Source organism: Paenibacillus sp. MAH-35 (assembly GCF_058135425.1).
This window is the reverse complement of record NZ_JBYUPU010000038.1, coordinates 23,131-40,618: the sequence shown is the minus strand read 5'-3', so window position 1 is coordinate 40,618 and position 17,488 is coordinate 23,131. Positions and strand designations below refer to the sequence as shown.

Genomic DNA, 17,488 nt, shown 5'->3' with positions numbered 1-17,488 from the left:
CCTGAGGGCGAGCGGCTGGAGCGAAGGAAGGGGGATCCATTCCCTTTTTCACGCGTTAGCGTATCGGTTTGTATGTCAAAGGGCCGTCCGGACGCTTTTCCGGACGGTTTTTCTTATTCATTTATCAGAAAGTATATCGTGGAAGCGGCTCTAAATCTCGATAAACCACAGCGTCAAAGGCGCCGGTAGGCGTTTATCCTTGACCGTTTTTTTGGTAGAATGAACCGTATCAGCGGCTAAGAAGAAAGGTGGACTACAGACATGGAATTTATCCGTATCCGAAGCATCGATGACGACTATTTCCGGCAAATGCACGAATTAATGGGGCGGATCTTCCCGGCCGAGGAGGTGCTCGCGTTCGAGCTGTGGGCCGAGCCTTTGCTGGATGAAGGGTTGCGCGTCGTGGTGGCGGTTCACGAAGATCAGGTTGTCGGAGCTACGGAATACCGTTATTATCCCGACATGGGCGTGGCGATGACCGACTTCACGATTATCGGGCAGGAAGGGCTCGGCGTAGGCCGGTTCCTCGCTCAAGAGCGGCAGAAAGATTTGTTCGAATGGGTAACAAGCAGCGGCGGCAAGCTGAGCGGCATGTTCGCCGAGATCTATAATCCGTATCTGGTCGAGGAGCACGCCTTCGGCGGCATCAAGCCGATGGACCCGTTCGTACGGCGTGAAGTGTTGTCCCATCTCGGCTACCGTCGCCTCGACTTCCCTTATGTTCATCCGTCCTGGGAGCTTAACGGAGAGGCCGTAACCGGACTCGATCTGTGCTTCCTGGCCTATGACGAGAACTTGAACGAATTGCCGGCTGCGCTGGTCGCCCGGTTTTTGCAGACGTATTACGCGATTCAGGACAAAAAACCGGAGGCGTGGTACGAGATGATTCGTCGTCTGGAGCAGCTTGACCGGGTACCGCTGCTGCCAATCTAAGGGGAACCGTCGCCGGTTCGGAAAGCGGGGGAGCGGGATGTTGGGAAGCTTTTTGGGGGATGTGGCCGGGGAGGACGGCAACTGCGATTTGTTGCACCCGGTTTATGTTGAGCGGGCGTGCACGGCGATCGGATTGCCGGATGAGATCGCGGAAGCGGTTCGTCACGGAGCCGCCCGTATACGCGAAGACGCGGCCTTGGCGGACAAGGCCCGGCAATTTCACCGGGAGCTGTTCGTAGAGCGGCTTCCGCATGGAGAGGTGAACGAGCGGCTGCGCGCTTCCGGCCCGGACTCCGGGATGCTGGCCGCGGTCGTGTACTTGGGAGCGCTGCCGCAGACGATTTCCTGGTACGAGTCGAAGGGTATCCCGGAGAAGGTGCTCGTCGACACGCTTCATGATATGACCGTATGGATGCGGCATTACAAGCGGTATCAGGGAGAATGGGGGCTCGGCCAGACGAATTGGCTGATCAAGCATTGGACCGGCAAGCTGTTCCGGCTCGGCCGTCTGCAATTTATTTTCACCACATACCAGAAGCCGGTAAAAGCGTTCCGCCACCGGCAGACCGGACGAATTGCCGCCTTAAGCGACTCCGGCGTCCGGTACCGGGCTGACGGGCAAGTGGACGGAACGAACGGCATATCCGATCCGGAGCACGGCTGGACGTCCGTCTATACGTATGACGGGAACATCCATACCGGACACCTGATCTCGAAGGACGGCGCGGCGCTCCGGACTCAGGTCCGCTTGGCGGATGCGGAGTGGGAGCTGGTGCTGGAGCCGGGCGATACGGTGCTTGACGTGCACATCCCCGAAGGCGGCAAAATGTCACACGAGCTGTGCCGGGATTCCTACGGGCAGGCGGTCACGTTTGCGGCGCGGCATTTTCCGGAAGTGCCGTACAAAGGGTTCGTCTGCAGCTCGTGGCTGCTCGGACCGGTGTTCAAGCAACTGCTGCCGGAGGACTCGAATATCGTCCGGTTCCAGTCGGACTATTACGTGACGCCGATCAAGTCGGACGAGGATCAGACGCTGGAGCGGGTGTTCGGCTTCGGTACGAAGCTGGACGATCTGCCGCGACTGCCGAGAGAGACGACGCTGCAGCGGATCGTGTACGATCATCTTGCGGCGGGGGGACGTATATACGGCGCGGCGGGATTTTTGCTGAAGGACGACTGGGCGGGCGGCACTCCGCTGGCGTCCGAAGCGGAGCTCGGCCAAGCCGATACATAATGCCCGGCCGAATGGAGCATCCTAAGGCAAGATTTTGCCAAAGGAGGCTCCATTTCTCATGTCCAACCAATACAACAACAACAAGCACGACGCGTCGCCGCAAGATAACGATCAGGAGAAGTCGACGAACGAACACGGCGAGCTGCGCAACGGCCGTCTCAGCATGATCAAGAACAACAACTCGACCGGCGGGGAACGCGAGAACGAGTATTTGCGGGAGCTTGTGGACAACCGGGATATTCATTAGAACGCCGCCTGGCCTCGGCGGTTCAGCCGATGGGATGGCTGGCGGGGCAAGCCGGTATGGTGATAGTTACGAGCATCTTTGAAGCTTTACAGGTCACAGAAATTCAATCGGGCCACCAGAAATCAGGTCGCACCTCCAATCAGAGGGCGGCCTGTTTCTTTAAATTGAAACCTCTCAATAATGGCCGAAATTACGGTCTGTATTCTATATGAAAATACAAACTTCATTTGTCCCTCCTCCAAATAGGGTTTTCTTCTTGCCTGAGAGAAGTTGCTGCACATCAACTTTATTCTGGTTACGTTCCTCTGATAGATAGAATCAATTGCGTTTTATACTTGGGCTTTTACAGAATTTATTTCGGTTTGCACAAAACAAATTCTAGTTTTTTCATGCTACTCCTCCCCAAAACTAGAAAGAAGAGAGGCTAAGTATAATCGGTATTAGTGGTACAGTAAACATTTTTGTTATAAAATTCCAAGGATTGTCGTTTTGCATCAAGGAATATCGAATGAAGGTGAGATATGCTGGCACTTGTCGGACTCACGCTTCATGAAACCTCGTCCACAACACAAAATCCCGTCCATCCGGACGGGATTTCCGTTTCCTTTCGCTTCCCTCACTTATCCCCGCGGTCCACATGCTTTCGGGGGGAGTTTTGGCCGGTTTGGGCATTTTTGTCGGGCAGATGGAGGTGGTGGTGCTCGGTTTCGCCGGTGAGGCTGTCGACCTCATAACGGACGAGCTTCCAGCTCGTCGTGCCGAGCATCGGGTCGGCCGGGAAGACGTCGCCCCGCTCCATAAATTGCTCGCGGCCCCATTCGTTCGAGTAGACACCTTCGACCTCGACGGGTTCGCCGGACATCGGCTCCATGCGATCATGTTCGCTCATTAGGGAAAGTTCCTCCTTGCGGTGCGTAATTGCCGCGAAATTCCATTCGCCTCTGGCAACTTTACTATGCCCAATTTTGGTTATTTCATGAGAGGCGTGACACGCAGCACATGCGGAATAAGGAACCTAGCAGATCCATGCTTTTTCCGTATCGTCTTGAAAGATTTACCATAACTAAAGACGAGATAGTGGCATATACATGTATCATACAGCTCAAAACGAGGGGAGGAGGGGACCGGAGAGGCAGCGATACTTTATCAGTTTACCGTTTCACCTGTAATGAAAGCGCTTCATAAAATCAGCTGCTTCATAAGGACAACGCCAATCGGCTGCACGTCACCGGTTTCCGCGAAGACAACGCTGTACGGTCAGCCCAGGACACGGCCCCAGCGTCCATCCGGACCAACCAAAGCGAGACTAGAGAGAACGTGCACCCGCCCAAGACAATGTCATTACGATCATTTGATTAGGGAAGGGGTTCTGGTCCATGAACAAAAGCCAACTAAGCAAAAAATGGCCGGCTGCGATCGCCGCCGTCCTGCTGGCCGGTACGATCGCCTCCGCCTGCTCTGGCGGCAAAGGCACGGAGGGGGACGATACGCCCGCTCCCGTGGGAGATCCGAAGGCGAAGGAACGGATCGAGCTGTCGATGTTTTACAACAACTCCGGGCTGGAGCATTTCCCGCTCGATACGACCGATCCGAGCAACAATCCGTTCCTCCATATTGTCGAACAGATCGCCAATGTTGATCTGAAGGTCGAGGTCCCGCCGTACAAAGACTACCAGACGAAGTTTAATCTGCTCCTCTCGTCGGGCAAATTGCCGGATCTGCTGCATACGAACTATCCCGATCCGACTTACAAGGCGGCGCGTGACGGCGCGTTCATCGATTTGAAGCCGTATTACGACAAGTCCCCGATCGTGCAGAAGTACATTACGCCGCAAATGATGGAGCTCGCCAAAGACCCGATCAGCGGCAAATACTGGCGCATTCCGATGGCCTACGACAAAGGGCCGCAAGGAGCCGGCATCTTCGCCCGCTACGACCTGGTCGAGAAATACAACGGCGGCAAGTGGCCGGAAACGGTCGAGGATTGGGTGGAGCTGCTGCGCAAAATTAAAAAAGCGGAGCCGGACGCAATCCCGATGTCGAACCGGGTGATCGGCGACACGATGTTCGCTTACGGCGGGGCCGTCTTTTTCCAGCTGTACGGGGCGAATCCGTACGGTTCCCGGATTCAGGGCGGCAAAGTGATCCCGAACGTCGTACTGCCCGAGTATAAAGCGGCCGTGGAGTTGATGCGCTCGCTGTATGCGGAAGGACTGTTCGACAAAGAGTTTGCGACGACCGACACGACCAAATGGTCGACCAAATGGCTCAACAACAACGTGTTGTTCCAATGGAACACGGCGGATCAAATCTTGCCTGGGCTCGCTGCGAACATGACGACCGGCACCGACGTCCAGAAAAAGTATAAATTCGTATTCGCTCCGCCGCTGACGAAATACCCTTCCGTTCTCGCAGACAAAAAATATGCCACTCCGGGACTCGGTCTGCCGATCAGCACGCACGGGTTGTACATTCCGGCTTCGTCCAAAAACAAAGACCGCGCCTGGGACGTCATCGAAGCATTCGCTTCCGAGCAGCTGAAGGAGGAAATTTTCTGGGGCAAGGAAGGCGAGACGTATACGATGAAAGACGGGAAACGCGTCCCGATCGCCGAGAAGCTCGGAGCGAAGGAACGCACCTGGTCGAAGCATCTGGCGTTTATCTTCGGCTTCACCGATGGTCAGGATGCGCAAAACGCGCTGTATGAGCTGCAAATTGGCACTCCGCTGTTCAACCAGGTGCGCAGCAGCATGAACGTGCTGCAGAACGATGCGCAGAAGATTGGGCTTGCGGCCATCCCCGGTTATGCCGAGCCGGACGAAGTCGTCAAGAAAAACTCGGAGATGTGGCAGGCGGTCAACAAGTTCACGTCCGAGGCGATTATGGGGCGCATTACGATGGATCAGTTCGTCAAGGAAGTCCAGGATTGGGAGAAGAAGTACCGGACGTTGAAGTACGAACCGCTGCAAAAGTATATCGACGCGAACAAAGAGAGTCTGCGCAAGCTCGGCTATACGATGGTCGACTGGTAACAAGCAGCCGGTTCCGGCCTGTACCCTCGTCCCCGTCCGTTCCCGGAGCAAGATCGGTCTCCGGGGGCGGACGGCTCCATCTATCTGCGATTCTCCTAAGGAGGTGCCGATTCGATGAACGACTCCGCTGCTGCTCTTGAAACGGCTCCCGGGACGAACAAGCCGAAGCGGAAACGGGTGCGTGTCCAAACGCTCCTGTCGCTGTATCTGTTGTTCGCTCCGACTGCCGTGCTGCTGTTTTTGTTCAACTATATCCCGATGTACGGAATCATTATTGCGTTTAAAGATTACTCGATCTACAAAGGAATTTTTCGCAGCGACTGGGTCGGCTTCGAGCATTTCGTTTACTTTCTGACAGACGACAAGTTCTGGTCCGTGTTTCAGAATACGCTGATCTTGAACTTCTACGATTTATTGTTCGGATTTACGAGCCCGATCATCTTTGCGTTACTGGCCAATGAGCTGTACCAGAAAACGTTCAAGCGGGTCATGCAGACCGTATCGTATTTGCCGCACTTTTTATCGTGGATCGTCGTCTCCGGAGTGTTTTATTCGTTCCTGTCTCCGGAAACGGGTCTGTTCAACCGGTTTATCGGGCTGTTCGGCGTCGACCCGATCTTCTTCATGACCGAGCCGGGCATCTTCCGCGGCATTCTCGTCTTCGCCGATATATGGAAGGGCGTCGGCTGGTCGGCGATTCTGTACTTCGCCGTTATTGCCGGCATCGACAGCAGCTTGTACGAGGCGGCGTGGATCGACGGGGCGAGCCGATGGCGGCAAGTGCTGCATATTACGCTTCCGCATCTGGTGCCGATGATTACGCTGCTGTTCCTGCTGCGGCTGGCTCATTTATTCAGCATTGACTTCGACCGGATCTTCCTGATGCAGAACCCGCTCGTCTACGACGTGTCCGACGTAATCAGCACCTACGTTTACCGGATGGGGCTGGAGCAGTCCCAGTACAGCTTGACGACGGCGATCGGGCTGATGCAGAGCGTTCTCGGCTTCCTGCTGCTCATCGGGTCGAACCGGCTGTCCAAACGGTTGACCGGTCTGGGCATGTATTAGTACAAGGTCAGAAGGAGGAGGAGATCCGGGTGCACCGTTATTCGTCGCCGTCCCGAATCGCTTTTCAATGCTTCAACTATACATTTTTCGTCGTCTTCTGCATCTCCATTCTGGCGCCGTTCATCAATGCGCTGGCCATCTCGCTCAGCAGCTACCAGGGCGTGCTGTCAGGGAAAGTCGGGCTGTGGCCGATCGATTTCCAGCTCGATTCGTATCAGAAGATCGCCTTCAACTACACGTTTCTGCGCTCGTTCGTCAATACGGCCGCTCTCACGGTGATCAATACGCTGCTGTCCGTCGTCGTCTCTCTGTGCGCGGCGTATGCACTGTCCCACAAGCTGTTTGTCGGCAGAAGCGCGGCGTTCACCTTTATTCTGATTACGATGATTTTCAGCGGCGGACTGATCCCGACGTATCTGAACGTCATGAACCTCGGCCTCGGCAATACGTACTGGGCGCTCATCCTGCCCGGGCTTGTCAGCCCGTTTTATATTATCGTGTACAAAAATATGATCGACCAGCTGCCCAAGGAATTAATCGAATCGGCCGAGATCGACGGGGCCGGGGAGTTCCGGCTGTTGTTCCGTATCGTGCTCCCGCTCGTACTTCCGATGACGATGGCGTTTGTCATTTTCAGCGCGGTGGGCTATTGGAACCAGTGGTTCGGCGTGCTGCTCTACATCAAGGAAAAATCGATGTGGACGCTCCAGTTCCAGCTGCGGGAAATATTGAACAACGCCCGGCTGGAAGACGAAGTGCTGAATCCGATCGGCCAGCAAATCATTCACCCCGAAAATTTGAAGATGGCGGCGCTGATGGTGACGGTGCTGCCGATTATCGTCATTTATCCGTTCGTCCAAAAGTACTTCATACACGGCCAGTTTGTCGGGGCGGTGAAAGGATAGCGGCAGAACTGTCGCTTGGAGGGACGCAGAGGCAGAGCAGCATGTAAGACAGATGAGGCGGGCAGATGCAGGGAATTCGGACGCAAAAGCCGCTCTAGAGCGGCTCTTTTTGCGCAAAGGACACGGCTTCCCGGTTACCGCGGAACTCCCTGCGTAGTACAGGAAGCGGAATCGGAGCCAAGGACCCGATTAGGGGAGGAGATCGGGGGATCGGCGGAAGAGCAGGGGACCCTTTTCTTCGGATTGCAGGGAAGGAGACACCCCGGCGGCTTGCTTTTATTTACGACTGAAACCGGTTACAATTTTTGGCCTATATTCACTACGAATTTGGCGTGACTATTTTCGAAGGGCCCCTTATAATACCCCATGAAAGCGAATTCAAATCCATAAAATACCTGTACTTTTCTTGTATGATTATTTCGTAGTAATACGAAATTTTCCCCAATGGGAAAGGGGTGGTCGCGATGTAAGGGCCGTGCAAATCATGTTGCGAAGGAAGGTACATCGACAAAAGATCCCGAAGGCAACTAAGGTCAAACTAACTTGCAAGAAGGGGGCAAGGTTTACACACGGATACCCGATCTGCTTCAGGCCTTTCAAGAGCGATGCTGCAACCGACCCCGCACGGGGCTGATCCGGGCAACAGGCGCGATCGATGGGACCGTGACCAGAAACAGCGGCCAGTCCGCACGCCGTAATGCAGAATCAAGTACTTCTCAGACCACCACTCCGAGTAAAGGCGCTTCCTGAGACATTCATCCCGGACGGCTGCGGCCGACATTCTTCTCTTATCCGTCTATCCACCACCACGAACCCGCTGCGATATTCAAATCATATTTTCCGTAACCGAAAATGCCAATATGCGATAGAAGGGAGAGCTGTTCATGTATCGAACAAATAAAGCGCTTTCATTATTCGTGTGCTCGATGTTAGCCGTTTCGCTGGCTGCTTGCGGAGGAGGGTCGAGCCCAGGCAGTACGCCCGCTCCGGGAGACGGAGAGAAGAAGGAGGACGCCAAACCCGTCCCGAAAGATCCGTATACGATGACGATTTTCGCTCCCGGCGTAAGTGTGGAAGAGCTGAACACCCGGTTCGGCGAAGCGTTAAAAAAGAAATTTCCGCATATTACGTTTAATTTCACTACGAGCTCGGCAGGAAACAATATTACAGATCTGGTCAGCCGGGGGGAGATTCCCGATCTGATCCGCACCGACATCCCGTCCTTGTATTCCGGTTACTTGGATTTGCAATTGGGAGTCGATCTCAAGCCTTACATTCAGAAGCATAAATACGATTTGAACCGATTCAATCAAGTGTTTATCCGTGAGATCGAAGATTATACGCGCGACGGGAAGCTGTACGGTCTGCCGGTTCCGCCGTTTTTCCCGAACGTGTTGTATTACAATAAAGATTTGTTCGACAAATTCGGAGTCGACTACCCGCGCGACGGCATGACCTGGGACGAGGTATACGAGCTCGCCAAAAAGCTGACGCGCACGGAGGGCGGCACGACGTACCGCGGCTTCAGCGCCAACCTGCTCGGCATGCTGCGCGACAATCCGTTCTCGCTGCCGATTCTCGATCCGGAGAAGGATCAGCTGCACGCGCCGGAGAAATGGCAGTCGGTATTTTCGAACCTGAAACGGTTTTACGATATACCGGGCAACGCGCTGAAAAGCTCGGCGGACGAATCGGCGGCTTTCGGAACCGGTTTGTCGGCTATGGCGGCCAATCTGCACAGCGTCTACTTGAACATCCCGAAAGAGATCAACTGGGATATCGTGTCGCTTCCAACGATGAACGGAGCGCCTCAGCGGGTAAGCCAGCGCGGACCGGCCTACTGGGCGATCACCAATACGGGCAAGCATAAGGACGAGGCGTTCGAGGTCGTGATGGAGATGCTGTCCGACGAGATTCAGATGAAGGACGCGCTGCAGGGCATTCCGACTACGCTGGCGAACAAGCAGATTCAGGAAGCGCTTGGCAAGGAGCATCCGATCTACAAAAGCAAAAACATGAAGGCGGTGTCCTACTATCCGCCGACCGATCCGACGGTGAAGCGGAAGCAGGGCCTGATCGACATTCCGCTCGGCAATCAGCAATCGTTCATTGTCGCTTCGTTCGTCGACTTTGCCACCGGCAAGGACGATCTGAACACCGTGCTCCGCAAGCTAGACGAGACGCTTAAAGCGAAGCTGGCGGAAGAAAAGGAGAAAAAGCAGGCCAAGTAAGCAAGGCGCAAACGGTGTAATCCGGCTTGCGGCGATTAGACCATTCGTTCATGCTCGTATTTGATAACGATTCCAGATCGTAAGGGGTGCTTCTCATGCTCAGAAGATCGATTATGATTGCAGCGGCGGCGGTATTGGTGCTCGTATCCGCCTGCTCCGGCTCGGGTTCCGGCGGAAGCCAGCCGCAGCCATCGGGCGGGACCGCGGCTGATCCGCAGAAGCCGAAAGATCCGGTAAGGCTTGTTTTCTACAATGTCGGCGGCAACTTCAACGCGGAAGGATACTGGGAGGAGAAGTTCGGCAAATATATTAAAGCGAAATTCCCTCATATTACGCCGGACTTCATCCCTTCGACGAGCGGCAATCTCGCCAAGCTGCTGACCGGAGGAGAGCAAATCGACGTCGTATTCGGCTCGGTCGGCTTGTCGTACAACAGTGTGTTCTTGAACAACATGCAGGTGGATATCGAGCCGCTCGCCAAAAAGTATAAAACCGATCTGTCCCGCTTCGAGCCGAAGACGCTGGAGATGATCCGGCAGATGAGCGACGGCAAGCTGTATGCGCTCCCGTTCGACAATCAGGCGGCCGTCATCTATTACAATAAAGATCTGTTCGACAAGTTCGGCGTCCCGTATCCGAAAGAAGGGGTCACCTGGGATGAGCTGTACGAGATGTCCGTCAAGCTGACGCGCAACGAAGGCGGCAAGCAGTATTACGGGCTAACCTTGTCCCCGACCCATTACTTCCTGCGCAACCAGCAGTCGCTCAGTCTCGTCGATCCGAAGACGCTGGAAGTGAAGCTGGCGAACGACGATGTAAAAAGCCTAATGAACAACATCGCGCGGTTTTATCAGATCCCGGGCTTTAATCCGGATAAGACGAAGATGGACAGTCTCGTCAAAATGTTTTTCCAGGAACAAGTATCGGCGATGTGGACTCCGATCAGCGGTCTGCACGTCGAGAAGGATCTCGCTCCGCTGAACTGGGACATCGTCTCGTATCCGCCGCTTAACGGCAAGGGGGCGCAGCCTTACCCGACGTTCGTGTATCTGAACATTGGAAGCAAATACCCGGATGAGGCGTACCAGGTGATGGACTACTTGACGTCCGAGGAATTCCTGACCGAAAAGGCGAAGGCGGCCACGTTCATTCCCGCTCTGAACAGCCAGAGCATCCAGCAGGTGTTCGCCCAGGATACGGCGCTGTACAAAGGGAAAAACATCTCGGCCATTCCGCTCAAAAATATGGCGGCGCCTTCCCCGCAAAGCAAATATTATTCTACCGCCACGACTCAACTCGGTGTTAATGCGCTGCGCGGCATTTTGTACGAAGGCAAAGATATCAACACGGCGCTTCGGGAAGCGGAGGAAGCGGTGAAGAAAGTCATCCAGGAGGATAAGAATAAGTAAATCATGGCTGAACAATCGGTTGCCGTTTAGGCGGGAGCGGTACGTTCAAATGTTGCCCCGGTCGAGGCTCTTCAGAGCACGGCCGGTTTTTTTATATGCGCCATCTGGCTAAAAAACAAAAACAATCGGCGGCGTATTGCGTAAAAAGACTCTATTCTGCAATTCTTTCGAATATTATAATGAAGAATACTTATGTTTTTGCTAGAGTGCCGCAAGGAAACGGGTAAAGCAAGAAAGAGGGGTAAACGAACGCAGATTGGGAGTCGCAAGCATTCGCAGAGCTTGTATTGAAGGAGGAACTATTTATGAGTGAAAGCCATGTACGGTTAAATAGGAAAATGGTTCGATGGGGCGTATCCGCCCTGGTGGCGTCCGCGCTGCTAGTAAGCGCCGCCGGTTCATCCGGATGGCCAAGTGCCGACGGGGCAAAAGGACCGGGGCTGCTCCTGCAGGTGTCAGCCGCAGAAGCTTCCGTCTTCTCCGACGTCACCACCCACTGGGGGAGAGCGTCTATCGAATGGGCGGTGAAGCAGGGAGTTGTCGACGGGTTCGCGGACGGTACGTTTCAGCCGGACAAGCTCGTCAGCGAGGCGGAGTTCGTCACGATGCTGCTTCGCGCATATGTCGGGAGCTCGGCGATTGCCGATCAGCCGAACGCGCCCTGGTACGCCAAATATTACGCCTACGCCGGCGAGATGCATTGGCCTGTCGATGAGGCACGAGCGAATACGCCTTATAAGCGGGGGCTTGCCGCTCGCCTGCTGGCCGCTTCGCAAGGGCAGGACCTGGGGGAAGCGGGGGCGATCGGCTATTTGCTCGACAACGGGCTCGCGCAGGGCAAAACCTCCGGTACAGTGGAAGGATTCGGTGCCGGCGATACGCTGACCAGGGCGGAGTCGGTGCAATTTATTCGCAACTTGAAAAGCAAAGCCCAGTATATAAGCGGGCTGCCGGCTCCGGTCCAGTCTTTTGCGGTACGGGGAGTGGCGATCGGGGATTCGGTGTCGTCGGTTCAGGCGAAGCTGGGCGCCCCGGATCGCCGGGATGCGAGCGAATATGGATTCGAATGGTACATTTACAATGCGGATTATGCGAACTATGCGCAGATCGGCATCATGGACGGAAAAGTAGTCGGCTTGTACACGAATTCGTCCCGGTGGACGACTTCGAAGGAGGGTGTGCAGCCGGGAGCGGCTTCGCGCGATGTGGTGAAGACGTTCGGCAAACCTCTCGATTCGATCACGAAAGGATTTACGCGGTATTTGATCAATTCGCCGGGGGTCGAGGAGGGGATGTACGAAATCGACGGCAGCTACGTCACGTTCTACTACGATACGCACGAGGGGAGCGCCATTGAGGCAATCCAGGTGATCGCGAAGGAGACCGAGGAAGCGAAGAAAGACTACTACGGAACGCCGAGCGAGCAGCTCCGGACCGCATACGAGCTGGAGGCGTTCGATCTGGCCAATGCGGCGCGGGTGAAGCGCGGCCTGAAGCCGTACAAGTGGGACGACCAGGTGGCCGGCACGGCCCGCAAGCATAGCGAGGATATGGCGGTGAATCAATATTTCGATCACAAGTCCCCGTCAGGGCAAAATCTCGGAGCGCGGTTGGATGCAGATGCGGTGAATTACGAGAGCGCCGCCGAGAATATCGCGGCCGGTCAGCCGAACGCCATTACCGCACATGCGGGTTGGCTCAATTCGACTACGGGACACCGGAAAAGCTTGCTCAGCGACTTGGAGCGGCTCGGGGTTGGCGTGTACTTCGGCGGCAAGATGCATGTGTACTATACGGAAAACTTCATTTCACCGATGAACTAGCGGATTGGCGTCGGGTGCCCGGCTTCGCATGACGGGGGTCAACCACAGATTTTGCCCGTTAGGCGCCTGGAGTTCGGGCCGGGCCCGGGCTCTTGCGGCCGTTGCTTTTTTCGGCAAAGTTGGGTACAATGTTGAGCAAAGCATAATTGCGGCCATGAAGGATCAATAGTACCTGACGCCACTTTCGCACAAGCGACCCGGGGACGGTGAAAGCCCGGGGAAAGAAGCAGGGAAACGGCAATCCGGAGCTGCATACGTTCAAAGGGGGCGCGTCATCCGTACGCGTCAACTAGGGTGGAACCGCGGGTGCTCGTTACAAGCTCTCGTCCCTAGGCATAGCATCTATGCCATGGGAGAGGGCTTTTTCTATTGTCCGGCTCCGTTCATGGCAAACCGATAAGCGGAGGAGAGTATCGAAGATGAGTGTAAACATGGATCAAATCGTAGCACTGGCCAAACACCGGGGCTTTGTGTTCCCGGGCTCCGAGGTGTACGGCGGCCTCGCCAACACGTGGGACTACGGTCCGCTGGGCGTCGAGCTGAAAAACAACATCAAGCGCGCATGGTGGAAAAAGTTTATCCAGGAGTCGCCGTACAACGTAGGGCTCGATGCGGCGATTTTGATGAACCCGCAAGCTTGGGTCGCATCCGGCCACGTTGGCAACTTCAACGACCCGATGATCGACTGCAAGCAATGTAAAGCTCGCCATCGCGCGGATAAGCTGATCGAGAACGCACTGTCCGAGAAAGGCATCGAGATGGTCGTCGACGGTTTGTCGTTCGACCAGATGGGCGCGCTGATCGTGGAGCACCAGATCGCTTGTCCGGACTGCGGCAGCCGCGATTATACCGACATCCGCCAGTTCAACCTGATGTTCAAGACGTTTCAGGGCGTGACCGAATCGAGCTCGAACCAAATTTATTTGCGTCCGGAGACGGCACAGGGCATATTCGTCAACTTCAAAAACGTACAGCGCACAATGCGCAAAAAGATGCCGTTCGGTATCGGCCAGATCGGCAAAAGCTTCCGCAACGAAATTACGCCGGGCAACTTCACGTTCCGTACGCGCGAATTCGAGCAGATGGAGCTTGAATTTTTCTGCAAGCCGGGCGAGGATCTGAAATGGTTCGAATACTGGCGTTCGTTCTGCTTCGAATGGCTGAAGACGCTCGGCCTGAAGGAAGACCATATCCGGCTGCGCGATCATTCGGATGACGAGTTGTCCCACTACAGCAACGCGACGACGGACATCGAGTTCCGGTTCCCGTTCGGCTGGGGCGAGCTGTGGGGCATCGCCGACCGTACCGATTACGACCTGAAGCAGCATATGGAGCACTCCGGCGAAGATTTCCATTACATCGACCAGGAGACGAACGAACGGTATGTTCCGTATTGCATCGAGCCTTCGCTCGGCGCGGACCGGGTGACACTGGCTTTCCTGATCGACGCTTACGAGGAGCAGAAGCTCGAGGGCGACGACAGCCGTACGGTGCTTCATTTCCACCCGGCTCTCGCTCCGTTCAAGGCGGCGGTATTCCCGCTGTCGAAGAAGCTGTCGGAAGGCGCCCAGAAGGTGTTCTCCGACCTGGCGAAGCATTTCATGGTCGATTACGACGAAGCCGGCTCGATCGGCAAACGGTACCGCCGTCACGACGAGATCGGCACACCGTTCTGCATCACGTACGACTTCGAATCCGAGCAGGATGGCCAAGTGACCGTCCGCGACCGCGACACGATGGAGCAGACGCGTATGCCGATCACGGAGCTGAGATCGTTCATCGAGCAGAAAATTTCATTTTAATGGCATAAACGAAAAGAGCGCCCCGTCTTTCCCGATATAAGGGAGGGACGGGGCGTTTTTTTCAATGACGATTAGTTCCAGCCCGCTTACAGGTCCATCGCAACTTTAACAACCTTGCAGTTGTCTAGTATATATAAGGTACCGGGAGGTGGAGATTATCAATCGTTTCTTACTCGGTATTATTAGCTTTATCATTATCGTTGGTTGCTCAAACCAGGATCGTTTAGCAAAACATGAGCTACAGCCTTCAGTTCCGGCTTCAATTAAACCAGATTTGACTGATTCTGAGACGCCACAACCAAATATCAATGTGAGTAACGATCCAAAAATTCTCGAACCTGAATTGAATACGAGTTGCAACGAGGCTCAGAAGTACGGCAACGAAATTAGTGAAGAATTTATCAAATTGAATATTCGCTTCGGCATAGGACCTGATGACGTTTCGGCGTTTTTCGGGCACCCCTGTGGTTTGGGGGAAAATGCTCTGAATGCATTAACTGAGTGGCGTTATGATTACTACGCTGACAAAAATTACAAATTCATGCCAGATACGCAGATCTCAATGTATGATGATATTGGGTTAAAAAGTGGGAAGATGAGGCTTCAATTGTTTATAGGATGGCTGGATAATAAGTCAGCTTATTATAGTATTTTTTATATATCTAAAGATGGTGAGATAATAAATTCTTATGATGCCCCAGAAGAGTTGAAAAATCGGGTATTTGAAGTTGTGGATGAATGAGAACCAGTTTATAATTGAAGTTTTGTTTACCGTGTTCGTAAAGCGGGCATGTCCGCATGTGACGCCTGCTTTACACTTCCACTTGAAACAGCCACTAACCTTAATGTTTACGGCGGCGAGAGGGAAGCTTGGGGAGAATTGACCTAACTGCAGCACATTGCTGAGGAAATCTACCTAGTTTAAGTCTCCGAACTTTCGGAACTAAGTAAGTAGTAACGAGAAACCAGACAACATTATTTGAATAGCCAACAAAAAAAGACGACCGGTCCTACATTGAAGGAATGAGGGTCGTCTTTTTGTATGAACTTTGTGCACTTGTAAATTCCCTTGCCTGACGGTAGACGAAACGATTCGGCAAGGCAAGGGACAGTGGTTCCAGCTTCTTCCTTAACTCGACGAGCTCGAGCTGGAGCTGCCGATTCCGCTGTAGGAAGAGCTGCTGCCGGAGTTGCTGAAGGAAGAGCTGCTGGTGGAAGAACCGCTGGTTCCGGACGAGATTCCGCTGCCGGAGCTGCCATTGATGATGGTAGTGGTAGTCGTAGTAGTGGTACTGCTGCTGATGGTCGTGCTGCTAGTCGTGCTGTTACTGCTGGCACTGCCGCTGCTTGCAGCAGCGCTGGAGCCGGCTCCGGTCGTGAAGGTGCCGGTCTTCGGACTCGTCGTAGGCGGCGTCTGGTCAGGGGCGGCAGGCTTTGGAGCCGGAGTCGCCGCCGGGGTCTGGCTGCCGGAGGACGTTCCCGGTTCCGCTTTCCTCGTCCCCGTGGACACCCCCGAGGATCGCGGATAGTAGGCTACGCCGTTATGATAATAAACCGACGAGGAGGAGCCGTTGATCGCGCCGCCTCCGTCATCGCATTCACCGTCGTTGTCCTGATCGGTGCAATAGTCGCCTTCGCTGCCCGCAGGCGGTGCTGTCGGAACCGTAGCAGGTATGTTCGAACCGGTGCCGCCGCCGTTATAGGACGTATACGATTGCGGCGGCGAGGGTGGCGTTCTGGAGGCGCAGCCTGCCGCTGCGGCCGACAAGGAGGCGGCCAGAAACAAGCTGACGAGAGCTTGCGTAGAGCGGGATGACGGTATCCGTTCCGTCGTCTGTTTCATAAGTGCAATCCCTCCGTTATCCGAATGTACCGTTTCATACGGATTCGGGTTGGGAAATGTTTCATTCCATTACCTATTTCTCTAATTCATCGTTAATCTGGTTAACCTTGCATCGACGCTGCGGATCTTTGCTTCGCCGCCTGCTTGCGCCTCTCGCTGTAACATTTGCGGCATACCGGCACGTAACTTTCATTGCCGCCGATCATAATCTGCTCGCCCTCAAAGACCGGAACGCCGTCCTTGCAGCGCATATTCATCGTAGCCTTGCGCTGGCAATGCCAGCATACCGTCTTCACTTCCTCGATCTTGTCCGCAAGCGCCATCAAGTGATAGCTGCCCTCGAACAATTTGCCCTGGAAGTCGGCCCGCAGCCCGTAGGCGATAACCGGAATGTTCAGTTCATCCACGATGTCGCACAGCGCCTTCACTTGAGACTCGTTCAAAAACTGGGCTTCGTCGACCAGGATGCAGTCGGGCTTCTCCCGCTCGGCCAGTTTGTACATATCCAGCTTGGATGTAATCACGACCGCTTCCTTCCGGATGCCGATCCGGGAAGTGATGACGCCCGTGCCGTACCGGTCGTCGATCGCCGGGGTGAACAGCAACGCTTGTTTGCCTTGTTCCTCGTAGTTGTGGGCGGTGCGCAGCACCTCAATCGATTTGCCGCTGTTCATGGCACCGTACCGGAAATACAATTTTGCCAAGATGGCCGCATCCCTCTCTGCTTGCGCTAGTATCGGTTTGTTGGAGTTTAAAGCCAACACTCACCGGAAGGAATTCTTTTCCTTTCCACTCCCGAGTTCTTAGTAAATCGACAGCCTCGTCAATCAATCATTACCCAGCATAGCGGAAATCGGCGGGGCTGAATAGAGGGGAAAAGGCCTAGTACATATTCAGAGCTTAAGATGCGGCTTGAAAGGGGTGTTGGCCGCTGCAACGCTTTCACATCCCATAGGATAAG

Annotated in this window: 14 protein-coding genes; 11 read left to right on the top strand and 3 right to left on the bottom strand. The window is 54.6% G+C overall.

Annotation, left to right across the window (positions count from 1 at the left end):
* Positions 1-261: 261 nt before the first annotated feature.
* From AC3Y2E_RS27545 to AC3Y2E_RS27535, 3 genes are read left to right on the top strand one after another with little or no spacing between them, the layout of a single operon-like run.
* Positions 262-933: a GNAT family N-acetyltransferase gene (locus AC3Y2E_RS27545; protein WP_379216180.1), complete on the top strand. Its 672-nt coding sequence runs from the start codon at positions 262-264 to the stop codon at positions 931-933.
* 37 nt (positions 934-970) lie between these two features.
* Positions 971-2,167, top strand: coding sequence for an acyltransferase domain-containing protein (locus AC3Y2E_RS27540; RefSeq protein WP_379216178.1), 1,197 nt, complete (start codon positions 971-973; stop codon positions 2,165-2,167).
* Positions 2,168-2,225: 58 nt separating this feature from the next.
* On the top strand, positions 2,226-2,414 hold the full coding sequence (locus tag AC3Y2E_RS27535; RefSeq protein ID WP_379216176.1) for a hypothetical protein: 189 nt from the start codon (positions 2,226-2,228) through the stop codon (positions 2,412-2,414).
* Positions 2,415-3,030: 616 nt separating this feature from the next.
* On the opposite strand, the gene AC3Y2E_RS27530 is transcribed toward AC3Y2E_RS27535, so the two are convergent.
* The gene (locus AC3Y2E_RS27530; RefSeq protein WP_379216174.1) at positions 3,031-3,303 is read right to left on the bottom strand and encodes a transposase; all 273 of its coding nucleotides are present in this window, start codon (positions 3,301-3,303) and stop codon (positions 3,031-3,033) included.
* Positions 3,304-3,790: 487 nt separating this feature from the next.
* On the opposite strand from AC3Y2E_RS27530, the gene AC3Y2E_RS27525 reads away from it, so the two are divergent.
* From AC3Y2E_RS27525 to AC3Y2E_RS27490, 8 genes are all read left to right on the top strand, one after another.
* A complete protein-coding gene (locus AC3Y2E_RS27525; protein ID WP_379216172.1) occupies positions 3,791-5,446 on the top strand; it encodes an extracellular solute-binding protein in 1,656 nt (551 codons plus the stop codon).
* A gap of 114 nt (positions 5,447-5,560) precedes the next feature.
* Positions 5,561-6,514 carry an ABC transporter permease gene (locus AC3Y2E_RS27520; RefSeq protein ID WP_379216170.1) on the top strand — a complete coding sequence of 318 codons (954 nt, stop codon included), beginning with the start codon at positions 5,561-5,563 and terminating at the stop codon, positions 6,512-6,514.
* Positions 6,515-6,543: 29 nt separating this feature from the next.
* The gene (locus AC3Y2E_RS27515; RefSeq protein WP_379216168.1) at positions 6,544-7,419 is read left to right on the top strand and encodes a carbohydrate ABC transporter permease; all 876 of its coding nucleotides are present in this window, start codon (positions 6,544-6,546) and stop codon (positions 7,417-7,419) included.
* Between the two features lie 884 nt (positions 7,420-8,303).
* Positions 8,304-9,650 carry an ABC transporter substrate-binding protein gene (locus AC3Y2E_RS27510; protein ID WP_379216166.1) on the top strand — a complete coding sequence of 449 codons (1,347 nt, stop codon included), beginning with the start codon at positions 8,304-8,306 and terminating at the stop codon, positions 9,648-9,650.
* A 95-nt stretch (positions 9,651-9,745) separates the two neighbouring features.
* Positions 9,746-11,059 carry an extracellular solute-binding protein gene (locus tag AC3Y2E_RS27505; protein WP_379216164.1) on the top strand — a complete coding sequence of 438 codons (1,314 nt, stop codon included), beginning with the start codon at positions 9,746-9,748 and terminating at the stop codon, positions 11,057-11,059.
* 305 nt (positions 11,060-11,364) lie between these two features.
* The gene (locus tag AC3Y2E_RS27500) at positions 11,365-12,882 is read left to right on the top strand and encodes a CAP-associated domain-containing protein (protein ID WP_379216161.1); all 1,518 of its coding nucleotides are present in this window, start codon (positions 11,365-11,367) and stop codon (positions 12,880-12,882) included.
* Between the two features lie 419 nt (positions 12,883-13,301).
* Positions 13,302-14,684, top strand: coding sequence for a glycine--tRNA ligase (locus AC3Y2E_RS27495; RefSeq protein WP_379216159.1), 1,383 nt, complete (start codon positions 13,302-13,304; stop codon positions 14,682-14,684).
* Positions 14,685-14,832: 148 nt separating this feature from the next.
* Positions 14,833-15,426 (top strand): hypothetical protein, encoded by a 594-nt coding sequence (locus AC3Y2E_RS27490; RefSeq protein WP_379216157.1) that lies wholly within the window; start codon positions 14,833-14,835, stop codon positions 15,424-15,426.
* 387 nt (positions 15,427-15,813) lie between these two features.
* On the opposite strand, the gene AC3Y2E_RS27485 is transcribed toward AC3Y2E_RS27490, so the two are convergent.
* Both AC3Y2E_RS27485 and AC3Y2E_RS27480 read right to left on the bottom strand, forming a co-directional pair.
* Positions 15,814-16,527 carry a hypothetical protein gene (locus AC3Y2E_RS27485; protein WP_379216155.1) on the bottom strand — a complete coding sequence of 238 codons (714 nt, stop codon included), beginning with the start codon at positions 16,525-16,527 and terminating at the stop codon, positions 15,814-15,816.
* A 101-nt stretch (positions 16,528-16,628) separates the two neighbouring features.
* On the bottom strand, positions 16,629-17,231 hold the full coding sequence (locus AC3Y2E_RS27480) for a thymidine kinase (RefSeq protein WP_379216153.1): 603 nt from the start codon (positions 17,229-17,231) through the stop codon (positions 16,629-16,631).
* Positions 17,232-17,488 lie beyond the last annotated feature (257 nt).